Genomic DNA, 21,882 nt, shown 5'->3' on the forward strand with positions numbered 1-21,882 from the left:
GTGAGAATGACTTCTTTTTGTTGATAAAGGAGAAAATATGGAGATCTTTGATTCACATACACATATAAATTCCCCACAGTTTGATAATGATATTCCAGATGTTATTGAAAGAGCTGCGGCGTTAGATGTTACTGCAATGGTAGTTGTAGGTTATGATAAAAACAGTACAGAAAAACTAAAAAAATTAGTTAGCACTTTCTCGCAAATTTATGGGGCTGTTGGATGCCATCCGGAAGACGCAGAAAAATTCGATAAGATGTATATTGAGCAAATTAAAGAAAGCCTAAGTATGGATAAAATTAACTTACTAGGTGAGATTGGACTTGATTATCATTGCACTGTTGATCATAAGTTGCAGCAAGACGTTTTTCGTGCACAGATACGCTTAGCTCATGAGTTAAGTGTTCCAGTTACGATCCATAATCGGGATGCCTTTGATGATGTTTACCACATTTTAAAGGAGGAAGATGTCACCTCAATTGGGGGGATTATGCACAGCTTTAATGGTGATGCAACTTGGGCTGAGAGATTTTTAGGACTAGGAATGAACCTCTCCTATAGTGGCGTTAGCACATTTAAAAATGCTACAGATGTTCGTGAGGCTTTTATGGTTACACCAATGGATCGAATTTTGGTGGAAACGGATGCTCCGTACTTAGCACCGGTTCCTTTTAGAGGAATGCAAAATGAACCGGGATATACAAGATATACTGTCGAATATTTGGCTCAACTAAGAGGAATTGAGCCAAGTTTGTTAGCAGAGCAAACTTATCAAAATACAATGGAGATTTTGGGTATAAAATGAAGAAAATACAAGAAGTTATAGTTGTCGAAGGTAAGGATGATACAAAACGAATTAAGTTGGCTGTCAACGCAGATACACTTGAAACACGGGGATCTGCAATTAGTGATGAAACAATTGAACAGATTGCAAAACTGCAAGAAACAAGAGGTGTAATTGTTTTTACTGATCCGGATTTTTCGGGTGAGAAGATTAGAAATATTATTACACGTGAAGTTCCAGGTGTTAAACATGCTTTTCTAAACAAAAAAGATGCAGTGCCTAGTGCCAAGGGAAGCTTGGGAGTTGAGCATGCATCTATTGAAGTGATTAAAGAAGCCTTAACTAATTTGTATACAGAAGTTCCTGATTCTGAACCATTAATCACAAGAGAGGATTTGTGGGACCTTGGATTAATGGCTGGACCAACTGCCAAAAAGAAAAGGGCTTTATTGGGAGAGACTTTAAAAATTGGATATACAAATGGCAAGCAGCTATATAATCGGCTTAATTTGTTTCAAATTACACCAGAACAGCTTAAGCATGCTCTGGACAAGATAAAGGAGGACTAAAATGAAGAATGAAAATCCTGAGATTGCCTCACCAGTCCGCACGCGTGCAATTATGGAAACCTATGGGCTTAACTTTAAGAAAAGTCTAGGTCAAAATTTCCTGACAGATATTAATATCTTGCATAAAATTGTTACTGCAGGGAATGTCTCAGAAAATGATGATGTGATTGAAGTCGGCCCTGGAATAGGAGCATTAACAGAACAACTAGCTAAGTCAGCACATAGAGTCTTAGCACTTGAAGTTGATGAACGATTGATACCAGTGCTAGCTGAGACACTAAATCCATATGATAATGTAACAGTCATTTTACAAGATATTTTAAAAGCAGATTTAAAGGAATTAATTAAGGATAACTTTGATGGAAAACATCCAATTAAAGTTGTTGCTAATTTGCCATATTATATTACCAGTCCGATTATTCTACATTTATTAGATACAAAAATTGATTTCTCAGCTATTGTAGTAATGATGCAAAAAGAAGTAGCAGATCGTTTAAGCGCACAACCTGGAACTAAAGACTATGGAGCACTAACAACAAGAATTCAGTATCAAATGGAATGCAAGACTGCTTTTATAGTTCCAAGGACGGTTTTTGTACCACAACCTAATGTTGATTCGGCAATTATTGTTTTAACCCCCCTAAAAGAGCGGCACCTAAAACCTTACTCCGAAGAACAGCTGTTTGATCTTGTTAAGGGATGCTTTGCACATCGACGTAAAAGTCTTTGGAATAACCTTCAAGGAATTTATGGGAAAGAGCCTGAGATAAAGGATAAAATGCAGCAAGTTTTAGCTGCTTTGCAAATTTCACCACAAATTAGAGCGGAGCGGCTCAGTATAGATGAATTTATTTTGCTTGCGAACAAATTATCTGAAGCTAAAATCATTGAAAAATAATGATTTTTTAATTGAAATCATTATATGTGTTGTGGTATAATTGCTTTTTTTGTGAAACTATGATATAATTTATTTCACAGGAGAGGTGAAGACAATGCCATTGACGCTAGCTACAATCAAAAGTAAGCTTGATAGTTGTATCGGAGAGAATTTAACTGTTGTTGCACAAACTGGTAGGAAAAAAACGGTAAGGCGACATGGAATATTACGTGAGACTTATCCAGCAGTCTTCGTAGTTGATCTAAATCAAGAAGAAAATGCTTTTGAAAGAGTTTCTTACAGTTATACGGACGTCCTCACAAAAAATATTGAACTTGATTTTAGTGAAGGAGTTTAATATATAACTTAAGTTTGGATTTAAGAATCAAGCCTGTGGATTATTTGCAAGGCTTTTTTTTATACAAAAAGTCTTTTCAAGATGTAATATTTTTAAGTATAATGGAATTAAAACATTTGGGTAGGTGACAAGATGGAGATAATTGAAAAGGCACCAGCCAAAATTAACTTATCTTTAGATACTCCATTTCGTAATCTTGATGGGAGTCCAGAATGGCGGATGGTTATGACTGCAGTGGATTTAGCAGATTATGTCAAGATTGAATCCGCTAATGATATAACAGGCATACAGGTAGAGACTGATGCAGGTTTCTTACCACAAGATCAACGAAACTTAGCATATCAAGCTGCTAAGAAGATGCAGCAATTGTTTGCGGGACATCAGGGCGTACGAATTAAGATAAAGAAAAATATCCCAGTTGCGGCTGGGATGGGTGGAGGTTCTGCAGATGCTGCAGCCGTTTTACGAGGCTTAAATAAGCTGTGGAAACTAAATTTAACAAGAACAAAGATGGCAAAGATAGGTTTAACAATTGACTCAGATGTTCCTTTCTGTGTATTCAGTGAAACGTCATTAGTAACCGGAAAAGGAGAGATAATAACGCCACTTGGAGAGTTGATGCCAATGTGGATTGTTATTGCTAAACCGCGTGCAAGTGTTTCAACGCCCACAATTTTGAAAAAAATATCATATTCAGAACTTTCTCATCAAAATGTTGATGAAGTTGTTGAGGCAATTAGAAAAAAAGATTCCCCAAGGCTATTTAAAGCCATGGGGAATACCTTAGAAGATCTAACTATGGCAGAACTCCCTGAAGTTGCAAAAATAAAGGCCAAGATGCTTGCTTTTGGCGCAGAAGCAGCGCAGATGACGGGAAGTGGGCCAACTGTTTTTGGTTTATGCTCAAAAAAATCAAGAGCACAACATGTTTATAATAGTCTCAGAGGATTCTGCGATGAAGTTTATTTAGTTCGTCCTTGTAATTGTAACTTAGCTTAGTAAGTAGTTTTTATTAGCTGTGAGAAGGTATAATCTGACATATTAGGCGTGATACGTAGCCTGTGAAGAGCGTAGAAGCCTTGGGAAGCAGAGGCCAAACCTGGAGTTGTAGTTAAGCCAAGTTTATAACCCGCCTGGGAAGCTAGTGAGGCCGTAGCATTGTTATAACGTCCAACAGGATAGCAAATCATATTTGTATTTTGCTTAAGATTGCTATCAAGCCAAGTTTTTGAATCAACTAGTTCTTGTTTTTGTTGCTCATCATTTAGGGTATTTAATTCTACGTGATGAACGGTATGACTTGCAATAGAGACAAGGCCGCTTTTTTTCATTGTTTCAAGATCGTGCAATGTGAGCATACCTTGATTTTGAGTGAAACTGGTGATCATATTGATTGTAATTTTTGTATGTAATTGTTTAATTACTGGATAAGCTGCAGTGTAATTATCGATGTAACCATCGTCTAAAGTCACCCACACAATTTTTTTTGATGGAACTTTGTTTGTTTTGAGGACAAGATAAGCTTCAGTTGGTGTGAGTGTGTAATAGTGATTTTGTTTTAACCACTTCATTTGATTCTCAAATTGTTCTGGTGGGACACAGAGTGAATTTCCTAGTTTATTTGAGATACTGTGATACATTAAAATAGGAATTTCCACTGGATTGGAAAGTGTTGTCCAATGTGCAGTGGGATTTGAATGTTTTACTTTCGTGTGCTTTACTTTCTTTTTTGTCGTAACCAAATGATTAGCGGTTACGGTTCTGCGACTTGAATCTCTTTTTTGAATCACGGATGCTGTGAGTACAGCAATTAACAAAATAGCAAGTGGTAATAATATAAAGTAAATCTTTTTTTTCATTTTAAATATTCCCCCAATTAATACTTCTTAATTATACATAGTTGTTTAACAAATTAAAATATTTAATAAGGACATAAAAAAAGAGGAGCTGAATCAAAAGTTAATTTTTGATTCAGCTTCTCTTTTTGTCACGAATGAATGTGTTCCGTATGTCAAAGTTCTTTAGCTAACTTCGAATTCTACTGACGTTGTACGGTTTCTTTATTGATGCGATTTATAAGGTGAGATTGAGTTTCTCTGCAGCAAGAGTAACCTGTTTTTTTACTTGTTCAAATCCAGTTCCTCCAAAGGAATTTCTGCGAGCAACAGCTTGTTTTGAGGTTAACTTGTCATAGATGTCTCGCTCAATTAATGGAGAAATTTGTTTGAGCTTTTCAAATGGAATTTCTTGCAAGGTTTTGTTAGTTTCAATTCCTTCTAAGACTAATTCACCAACAATTCCGTGTGCTTGTCGGAAGGGCATCCCTTTACTTGCTAGATAGTCTGCAAATTCTGTTGCATTTGAAAAGTCTCTTTCGGTTGCATGCAACATTTTATCTTGCCTAATCTTAAGTGTCTCAATCATTCCAGTGAAGATTTTAATGCTAGGAATAAGTGTCTTGACGGTATCAAAAACTCCTTCTTTATCCTCTTGCATATCCTTATTGTAAGCAAGAGGAAGACCTTTCATTGTTGTTAAAAGAGATTGAAGATGACCAAAAACACGTCCACTTTTTCCACGAATTAGTTCAGCCATATCAGGATTTTTTTTCTGGGGCATGATTGAACTTCCAGTGGAGTAACTGTCATCTAATTCTAAGTATCCAAACTCATAGCTGCACCAAAGAATAATTTCCTCACAAAATCTTGACAGGTGAACCATAAGAATTGAAGCATTACTTAAGAATTCTAAGACAAAGTCTCTATCAGAAACGGCATCTAATGAATTTGAGTAAAGTGTATCAAAATTCAAAAGATCAGTAGTATACGTACGATCAATTGGGAAAGTCGTTCCTGCCAGTGCAGCAGCTCCAAGTGGATTAATATCAGTATGCTTAATATTGAAATTAAAACGTTCAATATCACGCTGTAGCATCTCATAATAGGCCAATAAATAATGTGCATAAGAAATGGGCTGAGCATGTTGCAAATGTGTGTATCCTGGCATAATTGTTTCAATATTGGCAGATGCTTTTTTTACCAAGGCTACTTGTAGGTCATGGATAACAGCAATAACCTCAGGTAATCGATTTTTCAGATAAAGGTGTAAATCAGTAGCAACTTGATCGTTACGACTTCTTGCAGTGTGTAATTTACCAGCAACTGGGCCAATTTTTTTTGTTAAAATTGTTTCAATATTCATATGGATATCTTCTAGGGATGCCTTGAATTCAATTTTATTTTCATGTAAATCTGTTTGAATATCATGGAGACCAGCTATTATTTTAGCAGCATCTTCCACCGGAATAATACCAGTTTTTTGAAGCATTTGAGCATGTGCAATGGATCCTTCAAGATCCTCATGTGCCATTTCTTGGTCAAAGGTGATTGAAGCGCCAAATTCGTCTATCCAAGCAGCACTTTGATTTGAAAATCGTCCACCCCAAAGTTTACCGTTTGCCATAATTACTTAACCTCACTAGGAATTGATGGTGACTTAGTTTCTTCATTTTTTTGTTGAACTTGTGCGAACACTTGAGATGGTAGTCCCCATAATTTAATAAAACCAGCTGCAGCCTCTTGATCAAATTCATCAGCAGAAGTGTAAGTTGCAAGATTTTTATCGTAAAGAGAGTTTGGCGATTTACGTCCCATACAGATGACATTTCCTTTGAATAATTTAACCCGAACTGTTCCCGAAACATTTTTTTGTGATTCTTTCAAGAAAGAAGTTAGCGCAGGCATAATTGGTGAGAACCATAATCCATTATAGATAATTTCACTTAACTTTTGTTCAATAACTGGTTTGAAATGTGCAAGATCACGTTCTGAAGTCAAATCTTCTAAATCTTTGTGAGCTTTTAATAAAACCGTCGCAGCTGGGCATTCATAAACTTCACGAGATTTAATCCCCACAAGACGATTTTCTATATGGTCAATTCTTCCAATCCCATGTGCTCCAGCAAGCTTATCAAGATGCATGATTAATTCTGAGAGTGAATAGAATTTACCATCTAATTCAGTAGGAACACCATTTTCAAATGTAATCTCAATTGTGGTTGCAGCGTCTGGAGCATCTTCTATGGCAACAGTCCGATCGTAAGCATCTTCTGGTGCACTAGCCCAAGAATCTTCTAAAATCCCACATTCATTTGCTCTTCCCCATAAGTTTTCATCAATGGAGTAGGGACTTTTTTTATTAATTGGGACAGGAATATTATTTTCCTCAGCATACTGAATTTCTTCTTCACGAGACCAATGCCAATCTCTAATTGGATCTTCGATTTTCATTTCTGGTGCAAGCGCGTGAATTCCGACTTCAAAACGTACTTGATCATTGCCTTTTCCTGTACAACCATGAGCAATTGCAGTAGCGCCATATTCCTTAGCGACAGATACTAATTTTTTGACAATCAATGGACGAGAAAGAGCAGAAATTAATGGATACTTATTCTCATAATAAGTGTGACCCTGGAGGGCAATTAATGCATATTCTTGGGCAAATTCTTCTTTTGCATCAATTGTAATCGATTCAATTGCACCAACTTCAAATCCCTTTTGCTTAATTTTAACCAAATCTTTTCCTTCGCCAACATCAATACAGCAAGCGATGACATCATAACCTTTGTTTTTTAACCATGCAATTGCAACGGAAGTATCAAGACCACCTGAGTATGCTAAAACAACTTTTTCTTTATCCATTTTATAAGCCTCCTGAATGTTGATTATCTTTGATTGATTAAACTTTAGCACCAATATACTTAAAATGCAATAATATTTACTAAAAAACATGAAATAAAGCGTTTTATGAATATATATGCTTTAAAAACGAATATATTCATAAAATCAGTTGAGCATATTAATTTGAAAACTAAAATTCGAAAATAAAAATTAAAATAATATTTGAAAATAATGTAAAAATGGTTGACAGTTATTGATTAGTAAGCTATATTTTACTTATTCAATTTTAAGGAGATTATAATTATGTCGAATTCTAACAAATCCATACAATTGAATAGTTACTATTACTTTTATTTTTTTCACGAGTGTTTGTAACTGATTGATAAATCAGGTGCAGACACGTAGGTAGAGTGTCATGCACCTGTGAGGAAGATGAGAGTTATTTTGCTAGTAGTTTTAGCGAAGCCACACAGATGTCAATTAAAGAGTCTGTCTGGCCTGAAGTAAGAAAAAGATAATGCTGATGTATGAATCAAGCCTGCAGACTTATGAATTTAGGTCTGCAGGCTTTTAACGTTGTTTACAAATATATTGAAGATTGTCAAGGAAGGGATGTTTTAACATGGTATCACTTGTAAAAAATATGAAAAAAGAACTTGCATTATTGCAACCATCAGATATACGTTCATTTGACGAATTTGCCTCGAAAATTCCGGGGATAATCAAATTTACAATGGGGGAACCTGATTTTGCTACACCTGAACATATTAAGCAGGCGGCAATTAAAAGTATCGAAGCTAATCAAAGTCACTATGCGCCGTCTAACGGAATACCAGAACTATTAGAAGCTACATCAAAATTTCTTTCTTCGAAGTATGATCAACATTATGACCCTACAAGCGAAATTATTGTGACAAATGGCGCGACAGAAGCAATTTATACTGCACTTACATCTATTCTTAATCCTGGTGATAAGGTGATTATCCCGACACCAATTTTTCCACTATACATTGCAATTACAATCTTGAATCAAGCAACGCCAGTTTTTGTAAATACGTCAAAGACCGGTTTCAAATTAACACCCAAAGATTTAGAGGAAACTCTCAAGAAACAGGGAGACAAGGTTAAAGCTGTTGTATTAAATTATCCATCTAATCCAACTGGTGTTACATATACACAAGAGGAATTAGATGGATTAGCCGAGGTATTAAGAAATAAACCAATTTTTGCAATTTGTGATGAGATTTATAGTGAAATCAACTATAAAGGAAGTCATGCATCAATGGTGCATAGTTTGCGTGAACAAACGATTCTTTTAAATGGTGTCTCTAAGTCTCATGCAATGACCGGATGGAGAATAGGTGTTATGTGTGCGCCAAAAGAAATTACTGCTGAACTAGGTAAAGTACATCAGTTTACAATTACTACAACATCAACAATGACACAAAAAGCAGCGGCTGAGGCGTTTGCAAATGGTTTTGATGATGGCCCACTAATGAAAAAAGAGTATAAAAAACGTAGAGACTATCTTTTTGATAAGTTAACAACACTTGGATTTGAGTGTGCGCAACCTGATGGTGCCTTTTACCTCTTTGCTAAAATTCCAGATGGTCTAATTCAGGATGACAAGAAATTCATTTATGATTTAGCTGAAAAGGGAAAAGTAGCTGTTATCAGCGGGAGCAGCTTTGGACCTGGAGGTGAAGGTTATATTAGAATCAGTTATGCTGCAAGCATGGAAGACATTATAGAAGCAATGGAACGCTTGGCAGTGTATGTCAAGGAAAATAAGGAGGACTAAGTTTGAAAATTTTGATGATGAGTGTTAGAGACGATGAAGAAGCCGCTATTAAAAGTTGGTCAGAAAGAAACAATATTAAAGTTGATACCGTTGATTGGGAACTTCATCCAGACCGTGTCTCTGAACTAGGTGGTTATGATGGAATTGTTATTCAGCAACGAAGTAAAGTCGAGGGTGAAGTTTATCCAGCACTAAAAGCAGCTGGAATAAAACAAATTACGACAAGAACGGCTGGCTTTGATGTAATTGATCTTGAAGCCGCTAGGGAAAATGGTCTTACTGTTACCAATGTACCAGCCTATTCTCCACGGTCAGTAGCAGAATTAGCACTTGCGCATACGATGAGATTGATTCGTAAATTGGAAATTTTTGATGAAAGAGCCGCAAAACAAGATTTTAGATGGGCAGGATTACAGGCAGCTGAAATTCATTCACTTACAGTGGGAATTATAGGAGCAGGTAGAATTGGTGGAACGACAGCCAAAATATTTGATGCTTTGGGAGCAAAAGTAGTTGCGCATGATTTGGTTGAACGAGAAGAACTTAAGTCTTTCGTTACTTATATGAGTAAAGAAGAAGTTTTGCAAAAAGCAGATGTAATTTGTTTGCACGTTGATTTGAATCCTTCAACAATCAATTTAATAGGTAGAGATGAACTGGCGTTAATGAAACCAACAGCATATCTGGTAAATGAATGTCGCGGCCCCGTCGTGGACACAGATGCGTTAATAGAAGCACTCGAACAAAAGAAAATAGCTGGAGTGGCACTTGACACATTGACAGGTGAGGAGAAATTCTTTAATTTCAATCTGCAAAATAAGGAGTTGCCAAGTCAGCAGCTTGTTAGATTACGTGCAATGGAAAATGTAATTTTGACTCCGCATGTCGGCTTCTTTACAAATATTGCAGTCCAAAATATGGTAGATATTAGTCTAGACGATGTAGTAGCAATTCTTAATGGTGAGAAAAGTGAACACCAAGTATCTTAAAACAGAAGGTGAGTGAATAGAAAATGGAAGTGAAAATTTCTGGTAAAGAGTACACAATGAATATCTTAAATGGAATTAGTCTAGGGGTTGTCGTAGCCCTGATTCCATCTGCTTTAGTGGGACAATTAATGGCGGCTATTAAGGGATTTTTTCCATATGCAACTACCATTATTATGATGACAAGTTTTGCAATGAGTTTACTTCCAATTATTACAGGAGTATGTGTTTCACTGTATTTTAAACTCAACCCTATTCAGATTTCTGCGGTAGCAATTGCAGCGATGGTAGGTTCTGGCGCAATGCAGCCAGGTAAAGGAACATTCATTTTGGCGGGGACAGGAGATATTATTAACACGGGACTGACGATTGCACTTGCTGTTTGGATAGCGCTATTGATTGGTGATCGATTGAAAAATTTTACAATGCTATTATTACCATTGTTAGTGATTGTTATTGCTGGGGGAATTGGAATGTTTATTCTACCTTATGTAAAAATGATTGCAACGACAATTGGCTTAATTATTAGTAATATAACAAGTCTGCAACCGCTCCTTATGGGAACGTTAATGGGAATCTGTTTTGCAGTCTTAATTGTTTCACCAATTAGTTCTGTAGGAATTGCAACTGCAATCGGATTAGCAGGAATCGGTTCAGGATCAGCTAATTTAGGAATTACAGCTGGCAGCTTTATGCTGGCTGTTTATGGCAGTTCTGTGAATCCAATTGGTACAAGTTTTGCACATTTTATTGGCTCACCCAAAATTCAGATGGGAAATATGTTGAAAAAACCATTACTATTTTTACCGGTCTGTATTAATGCAGGGATTATGGGGCTCATTGGGGCAATTTTGCACATCGGAGGAAATTCGATGAGTGCAGGATTTGGATTCAGTGGCTTAATTGGACCAATGGCAGCATATGCGGGAATGGATAAAGGTATAATGAGTGTGATCATCTTAGTTATAATTTTTGTAATTCTACCAGTTTTACTAGCCTATGTTTCACGTCATATTTTTATTAATAAATTAGGATGGATTAAACCGGAAGATGTGTTGTTAGACATTAAGTAAATATTGAATTAGTAGAAATTATGTTATAAAAGAGTGAGGTGAGGTCAAAATTTAGCTTTTGGCCAACCTCTTTTTTATTTTTTTAAGCAATATATAATAAGTGGGTACAAATAAAATTTTTTTGTGGAGAATATCTCTCAAAATAGGTAAGAAGAAAAGATGACGAAAACCGAATGTTAGAAAATAATAAATAGCAACTAATTATTGTTCATATAATTAGTGAAATCTGATATTAAATGCGAACAATTTGAATAAGAATAATAAAAAAACTATTCAAATCACGTAAAATGCTTTATAATGTTGGATAGATTATTTTTAGAGTATTACTCTTTGTAAAGAAATGCAAAATAGGGGGAACCAAAAAGTGAAAACAAGAAGAAGTGATCGTTTGATTGATATGACTCGTTTTTTACTTGAACGACCACATACATTAATTTCTTTGACATATTTTGCCGAAAGGTACGAATCTGCAAAATCATCAATAAGTGAAGATTTAGCAATTGTAAAGCGAACATTTAAAAATCGCGGAATAGGTATTTTGGAAACAATTCCTGGTGCTGCTGGCGGTGCAAGGTTTATTCCATCAATCAGCGAAGAAGAATGCCGAGATTTTATCGAGTCTATGACAACTGAAATGTCAGAACAAGATCGTCTTTTACCTGGGGGTTATGTATATCTTTCTGATTTGTTAGGTAGGCCAGATGTTTTACGTCAAGTCGGTCGTGTAATTGCTAGACAATACCTTGACAAGCAAATTGATGCAGTTATGACTGTTGCAACCAAAGGTGTGCCAATTGCACAAAGTGTCTCAAGTTATTTGAACGTTCCATTTGTAATTTTAAGACGTGATTCTAAAATAACAGAGGGTTCAACAGTTTCCGTTAATTATGTGTCAGGATCCAGTGAACGAATTGAGAAAATGGAATTGTCTAAGCGAAGTTTGAAAAGAGGTTCTCATGTTTTAGTGGTTGATGATTTCATGAAGGGCGGCGGGACCGTCAATGGAATGAAGAGCATGATTGAGGAATTTGAATCTGAATTAGTCGGGATTACAGTATTTGCCGAGGCAACCTTTGAGGGGCATAGAATGATTGATGAATATACATCTTTATTGAAAGTTGATAAGGTAAATGCATTGGACAAAACAATTCATGTTAGTGCAGGTAACTATCTTGAGAAGGTTTTTGGTAACCAATAAAATAAGTTGTTTGCTATTTAGTAAGTAAGATGTAGTTCTGGTAGAAATTAGTGAAAACTTGTTTCTTCTAGAACTTTTTTTGTTACCAAAAATTTTAAATCGTATAGACATTAGTGATTTAGTGGATAAGAGTAGTTGCACGTATTATGTTATTTAGGTTATGATTATAGAGAAAATTAGGTTTAATTAGAGGAGATTTTAAGATGACTTCAAAGTTTGCAGTGATTCTTGCTGCGGGGCAAGGAACAAGAATGAAATCCAAGTTGTACAAGGTCTTACATCCAGTTTGTGGCAAAGCAATGGTTGAACATGTTTTAACGCAGGTTGAAGAAAATAAGATGGATGAGATTGTGACAATTATTGGTCATGGGGCAAAGGATGTAAAGAAAAAATTAGGCTCACGAACTGAGTATGCACTCCAAGCCGAACAGTTAGGAACGGGACATGCTGTATTACAAGCTGAAGAATTATTGAAAAACAAAGAAGGCGTTACATTAATTGTATGTGGGGACACTCCACTATTTACAGCACAAACATTTTCTGAATTATTTGAATATCATGAACAAAAAGGGGCTGTTGCCACTGTTTTGACTGCGGAGGCACCAAATCCATTTGGATATGGAAGAATTGTACGTAACGAGCTAGGAATTGTAGAAAAAATTGTTGAGCAAAAAGATGCTAATGAAAAAGAAACCGCAATTACAGAGATTAATACAGGAGTTTATTGTTTTGATAATCGACAATTATTTGAAGCATTGCATAAGATAAAGAATGATAATGTTCAAGGTGAATATTATTTGACAGATGTTATGGAAATCTTCAAAAATGCTGGTAAGGTTGTTGCAGCTTATAAGATGAAGAACTTTGATGAATCAATGGGGGTTAATGATCGTGTAGCTCTCGCTCAGGCAAATAAGGTAATGAGATTGCGTATTAATGAAGCACATATGAAAAATGGTGTGACACTAATTGATCCACTAACAACTTATATTGATGTTGATGTCGAGATTGGCAGAGATACTGTAATAGAACCCGGTGTTGTGTTGAAAGGAAAGACAGTAATCGGTGAGGATTGCTTTATTGGTGCACATTCTGAAATTCGTGATACAGTAATTGAAGATAATGTAACAGTAACGTCTTCATTATTGGAAGAGGCAGTTATGGCTGAGGGAAGCAACATTGGACCTTACAGTCACCTGAGGCCTGCCGCTAAAATTGGTAAGAATGTTCATATTGGTAATTTTGTTGAAGTTAAGAAAGCACAAATTGGTGAAAACACGAAGGTTGGACACCTAACTTATGTGGGCGACGCTACCTTAGGTAAAGATATAAATGTTGGTTGTGGAACAATTTTTGTGAATTATGATGGAGTTAATAAACATCATACAAATGTGGGCGATTATTCATTCATCGGAAGTGGCTCTAATCTAATTGCACCCCTTGAAATAGCCGATCATGCATATGTTGCTGCTGGCTCAACAATCACAGGTGATGTTGCGGCGCATGATATGGCAATTGCTCGTGGACGACAAGTCAATAAAAAGGGTTATTTTGATCGTTATCCGGTGGCAAATGCTGCAAAAAAAGCTGAGAATGAGAATGTATAAAATTAATTGATGATAAATCTCTCAATTAATCTTGATTTTAGTGCAAGAAATGAATAGTATTGTTATAGAGAAATAGAAAAATGGAGGCTATTATGTCTGAACAATATGCTGATCCAAAGCTTAAAATATTTGCTTTGAATTCTAACAAGCCATTGGCAGAAAAAATTGCTGCTGCTGTTGGTGTAACTTTAGGTAAAACATCTGTTGACCGTTTTAGTGACGGTGAGATTCGTATTAATATCGAAGAAAGTATCCGTGGAGATGAGGTTTTTATAATTCAATCGACTTCAGCTCCAGTCAATGATAACTTGATGGAATTATTAATCATGATTGATGCGCTCAAGCGAGCTAGTGCCTCGATGATTAATGTTGTAATTCCTTATTACGGTTATGCAAGACAAGATCGAAAAGCAAGACCACGTGAACCAATCACAGCCAAATTGGTTGCTGATATGTTAGTAAAAGCTGGAGCAACTCGTGTTGTTGCATTGGATTTGCATGCAGCTCAGATTCAAGGATTCTTTGATATTCCTGTAGATCATTTAATGGGAGCTCCATTGTTAGCTGATTATTTTTTGACCAAGGGTCTTGAAAAAGATGCTGTTGTTGTTTCACCAGATCATGGTGGTGTTTCAAGAGCACGTAAATTGGCAGAATTTTTGAAGGCACCAATCGCTATCATTGATAAGCGTCGCCCAAGAGCCAATGTTGCTGAAATCATGAACATTATTGGTTCAGTTGATGGTAAACGTTGTATTTTAATTGATGATATGATTGATACAGCAGGAACAATTACCTTAGCCGCACAAGCTTTAAAAGATGCTGGAGCAACTGAGGTATATGCATGTGCTACACATCCAGTACTTTCTGGACCGGCAATTGAACGTATTGAGAATTCACCAATTAAAAGATTAGTTGTTACTGATTCGATTAAATTACCTGAGGAAAAGCATATTGATAAACTAATTCAAGTTTCTGTTGGAGCCTTGATTGGGGATGCAATTACTCGCATTCATGAAAATAAATCAGTGAGTCCGTTATTTAAAAATCGATTCCATAATATTTAAAATTACTAATAAGAATAAATACTTTCATATATGAAAGTACGAAAAAAGCCAAATCAAGATTTCTTTGATTTGGCTTTTTATGATAAATGATAGTATCCAAAAGTTTTCGCGTCATGTTTTATAGAATACTATTTGGTAGCAAAGATATGGAAGAATTAAAATTCCTGATATGTTGCTGGATCTTGATTATTTGTCCGACCATCAGATTTATCAAGTGCCAATATTGAAGAAACTTCTTTTTCTGATAGTTCAAAATTAAAGAGGTCTAGATTCTCAAATTGTCGTTTCGAAGAACTGGACTTTGGAATGACACCCACACCTAGTTGGAGTTCCCAGCGTAAGATGATTTGTGCAATTGATTTGTTATGAGCTTCAGCAATTTTTTGAATTGTTTTATCTTGTAAGACAGTATTGGCGCGGCCAAGCGGACTCCAAGCTTGTGTAAAGATACCATGGTCTTTGTCAAATTGTCGTTGTTTAGCCTGAGACCAATAAGGGTGGAGTTCCACTTGATTAACAACAGGTAATACACCAGTTTCTTTTTCAAGTCTTTCCAAATGTTCAGGAAGAAAATTAGAAACACCGATTGAACGAATAAGCCCCATTTTTTGTGCTTTAATTAGGGCTTGCCAAGCTTCTACATAATGATCCTCGATTGGATTTGGCCAGTGTATTAGATAAAGATCAAAGTAGTCAAGATGCATTCTATATAAAGACTCCTGAATTGTTGCGATTGCTTCGTCAAATCTTTGATGCCGGCCAGGTAATTTAGATGTTATAAATAAATTTTCACGGCTCAAACTAGTTCTACGGATAACTTCTCCAACAGCACCTTCGTTTTCATAATTAACTGCTGAGTCAAGAGCACGATAACCGGTTGATAATGCCTGCATCATAGTGTTAACCCCAGCACCTCCAGTAAGCGTGTAGGTACCAAAACCAATTAATGGGATTTCATTCCCATCGTTTAATGTAATCTTTTCAGGTTGATTGGCAGATGGTTCAGGACCATTACTATCCTTTTTCTTAAAAAGTTCTGCTGAAAGGTATGCTTTACTAAAGTCATACTTACTTGAAATTATTTGTCCTTGATTGAATAAAACATTCTCACTCATTGGCTGACCTCCTCAATTTTATCATATTTTTATTGTAGCACTTACAAAGTATTTTGTAATAATTAAGGATTAAGCATAAAATTCATCTTTGATATCGCAATATGGAATGAAGGGTTTTACTGGTACTGGGTGGAAAGAACAATTTTTTTCCATCCAGATCATATCAAACCAAGTATCAAATTTGTACCCGACATCGTGGAAATGAGCAACTTTTTTAAATCCTTTTTTTTCGTGAAAGAGGATGCTGGTCAATGGAAGATGAGCATCTGCAGTTTTTGGAAAACTAATACATGCATTAATATTTAAAATATTTTGTGCAGCAGCTATTTTCTCAAGTTCTGCGTACAAGAGGGAACCTATTCCACGATGTTGGACATCATGAGATAGGTAAATAGAGATTTCTGCAGCCCAGATATATGCGGCTCGAGGATGAAATACGTTTAGATAGGCAAAACCAAGTATTTCCTGATCTGTATAAGCTACTAAATAAGGATATTTAAGGGAAATATTATGTATTCTTTTTTCAAACTCCTTAATAGTAGGTGTTGTATACTCAAATGTAATCGCAGTATGTTCAACATAGTATTGGTAGATATTTAAAAGTGCAGGCGCATCTGCATTTTTTACTAATCTAACTTTAATATCAGGAGTAATTATATTCATTTAATCACATTCTTTCTTTTTTGATTATTTTAAACGGATTGTTTGTAATAAACAAGAACAGTGCTAACTTCTTTGGAAAAGGGATTGAACTATTAGCGAGGATAAAGTAAGATACTCTGTGAGTGAGAATAAAATATATTTAGTGAGGTAATTACGTAAATAGTCATGGAAAAACAACCAGTTGTAAATGCTCATCAGCAAGAATTACCATTAATGATAGGGTATTTCATTTTTTCAATTATTTTAAATAGTTTCGGGAATGCACTAACTGTTTCACTGAACCTAGGAAGTGCTTTGTGGACAGCAGCTGCAGTTAACATTGCTCATACAACTCTAATTCCTCTGAGTTTCGTTCTTGTATTGGAAGGAATTTTTGCCATTATTATAAACTTAGTTCTAGTTGGAAAAATTTCGTTTAGTAGAATTATTGGATACTTACTTTTTATGTTCCCATTTGCATATCTTGTAGGAATTTTATCACGGGAGCTTATTTTGTTGGGAATTGGCAATTTACCACTAATTGTTAGAGTCGTTTTGGACTGTATTGGAATAATTTGTATTGCGACTGCAATTTCAATTTATCAGCGAGTAAACTTAATTTTGCATCCTTGTGATGATATGATGCAGATTGTCCGTTTTAAATTTTTTAGGGGAAATTCGGTTATTGCACAGTTAGCATCCTTCTTTATACCGATTACTGCTATTATTATCACAGTTATGAGTGAGAGACAGCTTTTTGCTGTTAATATTGGAACAGTATTTTCACTTTTGTTTCAGGGATATTTTGTTGGGTTAGCTGATCGAAAGGTATTGCCAACATTGAAACATCGAAAGTTGGATATTTAATTTGACAAGGGACTCTAGTTAAAGGGATTATATCAAAGAGAATATTTTTGATATAATCTTATTGGCGGAGTCTTTTTTTGTGATAACAGTCACGCATTTTTTGATAGAATTCACTTTTTCGTAAGTTATTAAATGCTTAAAATGACTTATAAATGCTTTTAAACGTTTACAAACGCTTACAGATATGTTATGATTACGAAGTAAATAAGATAAACTTAATTTTATAGTTGCTTGCATTTTTGGTATAGTCCAATTACAATGAATCTGTACCATAAAATGGAGGTAATTAAAATGAATATTATCGTTGTTAAAGATAGTTTGGCAGGCGGAAGAAAAGCAAGTGAACTTTTTTATAGTGCATATGCAAGTGGCGCAAGAGTGTTTGGACTAGCAACTGGCAGTACACCTGTAACAACTTATCAATATTTGGTTAAAAGTAAAATTGATTTTTCAAATTGTATATCCATTAATCTCGATGAATATGTAGGTTTAAAACCAACAAATGAGCAAAGCTATCGATACTATATGGAGAAGAACCTGTTTGAGTTTAAACCATTTAAGCAATCATATTTACCACAAGGAGATGCAGCAGATCCAGCAAAAGAAGTTGAACGATATGATAGGGTAATTGCTGATAATCCGATTGATTTACAATTATTGGGAATTGGTCGCAATGGACATATTGGATTCAATGAACCCGGATCAAGTTTTGATTTAACAACTCACAAAGTTGCTTTGACACCTTCAACGATTGAAGCAAATGCGCGCTTCTTTGAAGATGAAAAAGATGTTCCTAAATATGCATATTCTATGGGAATTGGATCAATAATGAAATCAAAAAGTATCATATTAGAGGCTTTTGGAGAAGATAAAGCCAATGCAATTTACGATATGGTAGAAGGGGATGTGACAGAGCAATGCCCAGCAAGCATCTTGCAAAAGCATCCAAATGTTACTGTTATTGTTGATGAGGCAGCCGCAACAAGATTGAAAAAATAAGTGATTAATGATATGGGCTATAAGCCAGTAGCTTGTGTTCAAATACTAAAGGGCAACACATTCTCCGACCCTAAAGTCAAAGAGCATAAGTATACTGCCTTATGGCCCATATTTGATTAGGTTACATGAACTTTATGCTAAAAAAGAGTATCCCAAAATTTTTTTTCTACAATCACTATTATTAGTGTGTGGAATTATAATTTTCGAGATACTTTTTTTTAGGTCAAACGTACTTTTGTAACTTCACCAGAATAAAGAATAGTCCCATCATGCAAAACAAGACGCCCTTTTTTGTCAATGTCATTAACGTAGCCAGTAATTTCTTTCATTCCTTGGGTAACGGTAACTTTTTTTCCAATGAGGTACGATTTTTCTTTATATTCAGCTATAAAATCACCAGATTGATAATTAGAGTATAGTTCAAAGAATTCATTCAGCAACTCTGCAATGAAAAAGTTACGAGATAAGTGAGCATTATCAACATATTGCTGCAAAGTTCCGATACGTGCTTGGATTTCGGGTGGAAAAATAGATAAATCAGATAGATAATTAATTCCGATACCAATAATTACCTGGTTGATAGAGCCACTTTCGATATCACTAACTGCTTCGGTTAATATTCCAACGACCTTTTTTTGATTTATTAATACATCATTCACCCATTTTATTTGAGGGGTAACCTCTAGATTTCTTTCAATTGTACGTGCCACAGCGAGAGCAGTTGCTGTTGTTAGTAAACCAGGATTCAACACTTCGGTTTGTGTTTTTAGCAAAATACTCATATAAATTCCAGTTTTACTTGGTGAAACAAAAGACCGTCCATAACGCCCATATCCACCAGTTTGTTGATCACTGATAATTATTAAGGGGTGTGAGTCAGTTTGGATTGAACTTAGTTCTTTTGCCCTAGTATTAGTGGAATTAATTGAATCATGAAGTTCAAAAGTAACGTTTTTAAGATTATCTACTAAATTCCTTTTGATAATAAATTCATTGAGTTTATTATCATCTTCATAATAATAACCAGAATGCATCTTACTCTTAATAGGGTATTCCAAATCTTGCAGATTTTTAACTATTTTCCAGACTGCTGTTCGTGAGATGCCAACTTCATTTGCAATTTTTTCACCAGATAAGTAGTTGGTTGAATCTGACAGGATCTTCAGAACTTTTTGTGTATTATTCATAAAGTGTACCGTCCTTGTTGTCTATTTAATATAATTATAAAGATTAAAGAGGGGGTTTTCAAATTGTCTTTTTTCTTTTAAGAAAATCAATTGCATCTTTCAAAAAAAAGATATGAATGGTATCTTTTATCCAAAGTAGTAAGAAAAGAGAGTACAAAATGAAAAAAAAATTTTTTTTTGAGTGCGTTATTTTGCTTTTGGGAGCGTTCTTTATTTTTGTAATATCCACACATGATGCGTTTTTGTACAAGCAGTCAATTTTACAAGTTACGCATGTTAAACAAGGAAAAACATTCAAATCCTCAGATGAATATGGAAATCATGATAAAAAGACTGATCAAACAGTTTATGGGGTACTTCTGAATGGTAAAAAAAAGGGAGCAAAGTTTAGTTTTCAAAATACATATGCAGCATCTGGGGGACTAAGCCAAAATTATCGTAAGGGGCAGCAGCTCTTTGTTACACTTAATCATGATAACGGAAAGTTTGAAGTGACTCCGACAAATTATAAACGGGATACCTATTTATTTATGATGTGTTGGATAATGGTTTGTTTGTTATTCATTGTAATGAAGATTGATGGTGTGCGAACAATCCTAAGTGTTCTAATTAATTTCATCTTGTTTTTGATAATTGTACAACTTGATGTTTCTTGGAATATTACAAACTTTTTTATAATTTTTGCGATTAGTGCAATTATTTTTACCGCAATTACACTAGCTATAATAATTGGAATTAATAGGCAATTTACAGTTACGTTTGCTGCAATTATCATTGGAACTGCAATTGCATTCCTTATTTCTACGGGGGTAATGTGGGTAACCAATGACAGTGGAATGCATTATGAGGCACTAGATTTTGCTACACAGCAACCGAAGCAATTATTTTTATCTGCAACATTAATTGGTTTATTAGGAACTGTTATGGATGCAGCAACAGATATTGTATCGACGTTATTTGAATTAAAACGTAGCCAGCCAGAAGTCTCTTTTCAGCAACTTTATCGCTCGGGAAGAGAAGTTGGCAAGGATATTATGGGGCCCTTGATTAATGTTTTGCTATTAATTTTTTTTGCTGAAACATTTACAATGGCTGTTCTATATTTTAGAACCAACAATACAATTGGCTATACTTTTTCTTGGACAATGTCGTTAGGATTAGTGCAAGCGGTGATTAGTGGAATAGGGATAGCATTGGTGATTCCGGCCGCAAGTTTTTTGGCTGCTTGGTCCTTAGAGAGGAGTAAGTCATGAATACGATAGTAATTTTGATAATTGTTTTGGCCCTTTTAATGGTTTTAAGTGGTGGAAAAAGAGGAGTCTCAGCTTTTTTTACATTAATTGTGAATTTTGGCTTGCTTTTTTTGACGGTTATTTTGATAGCGGGGGGATTTCCACCTATTTTTGTGATGATGTTTACGGGGATAACTATCCTTGCAATTATTATTTATGTGGGGAATAACAATGAGACCCAGACCAATACCGCTTTTATAGCAACGTTACTTGTTTTAGCAGTGATGCTGATTTTGATTGTTCCAATGAACTATTTAATGCAGATATACGGCTTTAGTAATGAACAATCAGAAGAAATTGAGGCTTTCAATGTTGCAATTGGTGTTAACTTTGCATCAATTGCAATTGCAACAACAATTTTAAGTACACTTGGAGCGATAGCCGAAGCAGCAATTGCGGTTGCAAGTGGAATGGAGGAAATAATTGAGCAAGGAGCGGCAAAAACAGTCCAGGAATTAAGAATAAGTGGTAGGAATATTGGATTGCAGATAATGGGGATGACATTTAATACACTATTCTTTGGTATGTTTGGAGGCAATTTAGCGTTATTTGTGTTAATCTCAAAATTAGATGCAAGTTTTGGCTATTATGCAAATTCCAAAATTTTTGCGAGTGAGACAATGTTGGTGATTTATGCTGCAATTTCAGTTGTGCTAGTTATATGGGTAACCATTGAGATAACGGTTTTTAAGACAAATAAAATGAATATTGCTAAGAAACCATAAACTAGTTGAGTACTAAATGATACTCGTCATGTTATAATTTCTGTAGGTAAAATAAT

At 35.2% G+C, this 21,882-nt stretch carries 21 protein-coding genes; 15 read left to right on the plus strand and 6 right to left on the minus strand.

Features of this window, described 5'->3' with window-relative positions; translation table 11 throughout:
• The first annotated feature begins 37 nt into the window (after nucleotides 1-37).
• The 5 genes from G6O70_RS04960 (at nucleotide 38) to ispE (ending at nucleotide 3,587) form a co-directional block, all read left to right on the plus strand.
• Nucleotides 38-805, plus strand: a complete 768-nt coding sequence (locus G6O70_RS04960; RefSeq protein WP_057869744.1) for a TatD family hydrolase — start codon at nucleotides 38-40, stop codon at nucleotides 803-805.
• Nucleotides 802-1,353 (plus strand): ribonuclease M5, encoded by a 552-nt coding sequence (gene rnmV / locus G6O70_RS04965; RefSeq protein WP_057869745.1) that lies wholly within the window; start codon nucleotides 802-804, stop codon nucleotides 1,351-1,353. The genes G6O70_RS04960 and rnmV overlap by 4 nt, the downstream gene beginning before the upstream one ends.
• Nucleotide 1,354: 1 nt before the next feature.
• On the plus strand, nucleotides 1,355-2,251 hold the full coding sequence (gene rsmA, locus G6O70_RS04970) for a 16S rRNA (adenine(1518)-N(6)/adenine(1519)-N(6))-dimethyltransferase RsmA (protein ID WP_057869746.1): 897 nt from the start codon (nucleotides 1,355-1,357) through the stop codon (nucleotides 2,249-2,251).
• A gap of 94 nt (nucleotides 2,252-2,345) precedes the next feature.
• Entirely contained in the window at nucleotides 2,346-2,588 is a 243-nt protein-coding gene (locus G6O70_RS04975) for a Veg family protein (RefSeq protein ID WP_003687218.1), read from the plus strand.
• A gap of 132 nt (nucleotides 2,589-2,720) precedes the next feature.
• Complete coding sequence (gene ispE, locus G6O70_RS04980; protein WP_057869747.1) at nucleotides 2,721-3,587, plus strand: 4-(cytidine 5'-diphospho)-2-C-methyl-D-erythritol kinase; 867 nt, start codon at nucleotides 2,721-2,723, stop codon at nucleotides 3,585-3,587.
• Here ispE and G6O70_RS04985 read toward each other — a convergent pair.
• The 3 genes from G6O70_RS04985 to G6O70_RS04995 form a co-directional block, all read right to left on the minus strand.
• Nucleotides 3,584-4,447 (minus strand): polysaccharide deacetylase family protein, encoded by an 864-nt coding sequence (locus tag G6O70_RS04985; protein WP_141052791.1) that lies wholly within the window; start codon nucleotides 4,445-4,447, stop codon nucleotides 3,584-3,586. The genes ispE and G6O70_RS04985 overlap by 4 nt on opposite strands.
• 214 nt (nucleotides 4,448-4,661) lie before the next feature.
• The gene (gene argH / locus G6O70_RS04990; RefSeq protein ID WP_057869748.1) at nucleotides 4,662-6,050 is read right to left on the minus strand and encodes an argininosuccinate lyase; all 1,389 of its coding nucleotides are present in this window, start codon (nucleotides 6,048-6,050) and stop codon (nucleotides 4,662-4,664) included.
• 2 nt (nucleotides 6,051-6,052) lie between these two features.
• A complete protein-coding gene (locus G6O70_RS04995; RefSeq protein ID WP_057869749.1) occupies nucleotides 6,053-7,288 on the minus strand; it encodes an argininosuccinate synthase in 1,236 nt (411 codons plus the stop codon).
• A gap of 601 nt (nucleotides 7,289-7,889) precedes the next feature.
• Between G6O70_RS04995 and G6O70_RS05000 the strand changes: the two genes are divergently transcribed.
• The 6 genes from G6O70_RS05000 (at nucleotide 7,890) to G6O70_RS05025 (ending at nucleotide 14,999) form a co-directional block, all read left to right on the plus strand.
• Nucleotides 7,890-9,068, plus strand: coding sequence for an aminotransferase class I/II-fold pyridoxal phosphate-dependent enzyme (locus G6O70_RS05000; RefSeq protein WP_057869750.1), 1,179 nt, complete (start codon nucleotides 7,890-7,892; stop codon nucleotides 9,066-9,068).
• A 2-nt stretch (nucleotides 9,069-9,070) separates the two neighbouring features.
• Nucleotides 9,071-10,057: a D-2-hydroxyacid dehydrogenase gene (locus G6O70_RS05005; RefSeq protein ID WP_057869751.1), complete on the plus strand. Its 987-nt coding sequence runs from the start codon at nucleotides 9,071-9,073 to the stop codon at nucleotides 10,055-10,057.
• A 23-nt stretch (nucleotides 10,058-10,080) separates the two neighbouring features.
• The gene (locus tag G6O70_RS05010; protein ID WP_057869752.1) at nucleotides 10,081-11,127 is read left to right on the plus strand and encodes a PTS sugar transporter subunit IIC; all 1,047 of its coding nucleotides are present in this window, start codon (nucleotides 10,081-10,083) and stop codon (nucleotides 11,125-11,127) included.
• Nucleotides 11,128-11,491: 364 nt separating this feature from the next.
• Entirely contained in the window at nucleotides 11,492-12,325 is an 834-nt protein-coding gene (gene purR / locus G6O70_RS05015) for a pur operon repressor (RefSeq protein WP_057869753.1), read from the plus strand.
• A gap of 203 nt (nucleotides 12,326-12,528) precedes the next feature.
• Nucleotides 12,529-13,932, plus strand: a complete 1,404-nt coding sequence (gene glmU, locus G6O70_RS05020) for a bifunctional UDP-N-acetylglucosamine diphosphorylase/glucosamine-1-phosphate N-acetyltransferase GlmU (protein ID WP_057869754.1) — start codon at nucleotides 12,529-12,531, stop codon at nucleotides 13,930-13,932.
• Nucleotides 13,933-14,024: 92 nt separating this feature from the next.
• On the plus strand, nucleotides 14,025-14,999 hold the full coding sequence (locus tag G6O70_RS05025; protein WP_057869755.1) for a ribose-phosphate diphosphokinase: 975 nt from the start codon (nucleotides 14,025-14,027) through the stop codon (nucleotides 14,997-14,999).
• A gap of 155 nt (nucleotides 15,000-15,154) precedes the next feature.
• Here the strand turns inward: G6O70_RS05025 and G6O70_RS05030 are convergent, their stop codons facing one another.
• Complete coding sequence (locus G6O70_RS05030; RefSeq protein WP_057869756.1) at nucleotides 15,155-16,114, minus strand: aldo/keto reductase; 960 nt, start codon at nucleotides 16,112-16,114, stop codon at nucleotides 15,155-15,157.
• 69 nt (nucleotides 16,115-16,183) lie between these two features.
• Entirely contained in the window at nucleotides 16,184-16,777 is a 594-nt protein-coding gene (locus G6O70_RS05035; RefSeq protein ID WP_057869757.1) for a GNAT family N-acetyltransferase, read from the minus strand.
• A gap of 165 nt (nucleotides 16,778-16,942) precedes the next feature.
• Here G6O70_RS05035 and G6O70_RS05040 point away from each other — a divergent pair, with 165 nt between their 5' ends.
• Both G6O70_RS05040 and G6O70_RS05045 read left to right on the plus strand, forming a co-directional pair.
• On the plus strand, nucleotides 16,943-17,623 hold the full coding sequence (locus G6O70_RS05040) for a hypothetical protein (RefSeq protein WP_057869758.1): 681 nt from the start codon (nucleotides 16,943-16,945) through the stop codon (nucleotides 17,621-17,623).
• Nucleotides 17,624-17,914: 291 nt separating this feature from the next.
• Nucleotides 17,915-18,622, plus strand: a complete 708-nt coding sequence (locus G6O70_RS05045) for a glucosamine-6-phosphate deaminase (RefSeq protein ID WP_057869759.1) — start codon at nucleotides 17,915-17,917, stop codon at nucleotides 18,620-18,622.
• A 218-nt stretch (nucleotides 18,623-18,840) separates the two neighbouring features.
• On the opposite strand, the gene G6O70_RS05050 is transcribed toward G6O70_RS05045, so the two are convergent.
• A complete protein-coding gene (locus G6O70_RS05050; protein ID WP_057869760.1) occupies nucleotides 18,841-19,809 on the minus strand; it encodes a biotin--[acetyl-CoA-carboxylase] ligase in 969 nt (322 codons plus the stop codon).
• Between the two features lie 158 nt (nucleotides 19,810-19,967).
• Between G6O70_RS05050 and G6O70_RS05055 the strand changes: the two genes are divergently transcribed.
• A complete protein-coding gene (locus G6O70_RS05055; RefSeq protein ID WP_057869761.1) occupies nucleotides 19,968-21,062 on the plus strand; it encodes a YibE/F family protein in 1,095 nt (364 codons plus the stop codon).
• Nucleotides 21,059-21,826, plus strand: a complete 768-nt coding sequence (locus tag G6O70_RS05060) for a YibE/F family protein (RefSeq protein WP_057869762.1) — start codon at nucleotides 21,059-21,061, stop codon at nucleotides 21,824-21,826. Before G6O70_RS05055 ends, G6O70_RS05060 begins: the two co-directional genes overlap by 4 nt.
• Nucleotides 21,827-21,882 lie beyond the last annotated feature (56 nt).

The sequence above is a fragment of the Liquorilactobacillus hordei DSM 19519 genome (assembly GCF_019443985.1).
Classification (GTDB): Bacteria; Bacillota; Bacilli; order Lactobacillales; family Lactobacillaceae; genus Liquorilactobacillus; species Liquorilactobacillus hordei.

Bases quoted from the DNA above. Each gene is read 5' to 3' on its own strand.
- G6O70_RS04960 (WP_057869744.1), top strand. From the start codon at position 38: ATGGAGATCTTTGATTCACATACACATATAAATTCCCCACAGTTTGAT.
- rnmV (WP_057869745.1), top strand. From the start codon at position 802: ATGAAGAAAATACAAGAAGTTATAGTTGTCGAAGGTAAGGATGATACA.
- rsmA (WP_057869746.1), top strand. From the start codon at position 1,355: ATGAAGAATGAAAATCCTGAGATTGCCTCACCAGTCCGCACGCGTGCA.
- G6O70_RS04975 (WP_003687218.1), top strand. From the start codon at position 2,346: ATGCCATTGACGCTAGCTACAATCAAAAGTAAGCTTGATAGTTGTATC.
- ispE (WP_057869747.1), top strand. From the start codon at position 2,721: ATGGAGATAATTGAAAAGGCACCAGCCAAAATTAACTTATCTTTAGAT.
- G6O70_RS04985 (WP_141052791.1), bottom strand. From the start codon at position 4,447: ATGAAAAAAAAGATTTACTTTATATTATTACCACTTGCTATTTTGTTA.
- argH (WP_057869748.1), bottom strand. From the start codon at position 6,050: ATGGCAAACGGTAAACTTTGGGGTGGACGATTTTCAAATCAAAGTGCT.
- G6O70_RS04995 (WP_057869749.1), bottom strand. From the start codon at position 7,288: ATGGATAAAGAAAAAGTTGTTTTAGCATACTCAGGTGGTCTTGATACT.
- G6O70_RS05000 (WP_057869750.1), top strand. From the start codon at position 7,890: ATGGTATCACTTGTAAAAAATATGAAAAAAGAACTTGCATTATTGCAA.
- G6O70_RS05010 (WP_057869752.1), top strand. From the start codon at position 10,081: ATGGAAGTGAAAATTTCTGGTAAAGAGTACACAATGAATATCTTAAAT.
- glmU (WP_057869754.1), top strand. From the start codon at position 12,529: ATGACTTCAAAGTTTGCAGTGATTCTTGCTGCGGGGCAAGGAACAAGA.
- G6O70_RS05025 (WP_057869755.1), top strand. From the start codon at position 14,025: ATGTCTGAACAATATGCTGATCCAAAGCTTAAAATATTTGCTTTGAAT.
- G6O70_RS05030 (WP_057869756.1), bottom strand. From the start codon at position 16,114: ATGAGTGAGAATGTTTTATTCAATCAAGGACAAATAATTTCAAGTAAG.
- G6O70_RS05035 (WP_057869757.1), bottom strand. From the start codon at position 16,777: ATGAATATAATTACTCCTGATATTAAAGTTAGATTAGTAAAAAATGCA.
- G6O70_RS05040 (WP_057869758.1), top strand. From the start codon at position 16,943: ATGGAAAAACAACCAGTTGTAAATGCTCATCAGCAAGAATTACCATTA.
- G6O70_RS05045 (WP_057869759.1), top strand. From the start codon at position 17,915: ATGAATATTATCGTTGTTAAAGATAGTTTGGCAGGCGGAAGAAAAGCA.
- G6O70_RS05050 (WP_057869760.1), bottom strand. From the start codon at position 19,809: ATGAATAATACACAAAAAGTTCTGAAGATCCTGTCAGATTCAACCAAC.
- G6O70_RS05055 (WP_057869761.1), top strand. From the start codon at position 19,968: ATGAAAAAAAAATTTTTTTTTGAGTGCGTTATTTTGCTTTTGGGAGCG.
- G6O70_RS05060 (WP_057869762.1), top strand. From the start codon at position 21,059: ATGAATACGATAGTAATTTTGATAATTGTTTTGGCCCTTTTAATGGTT.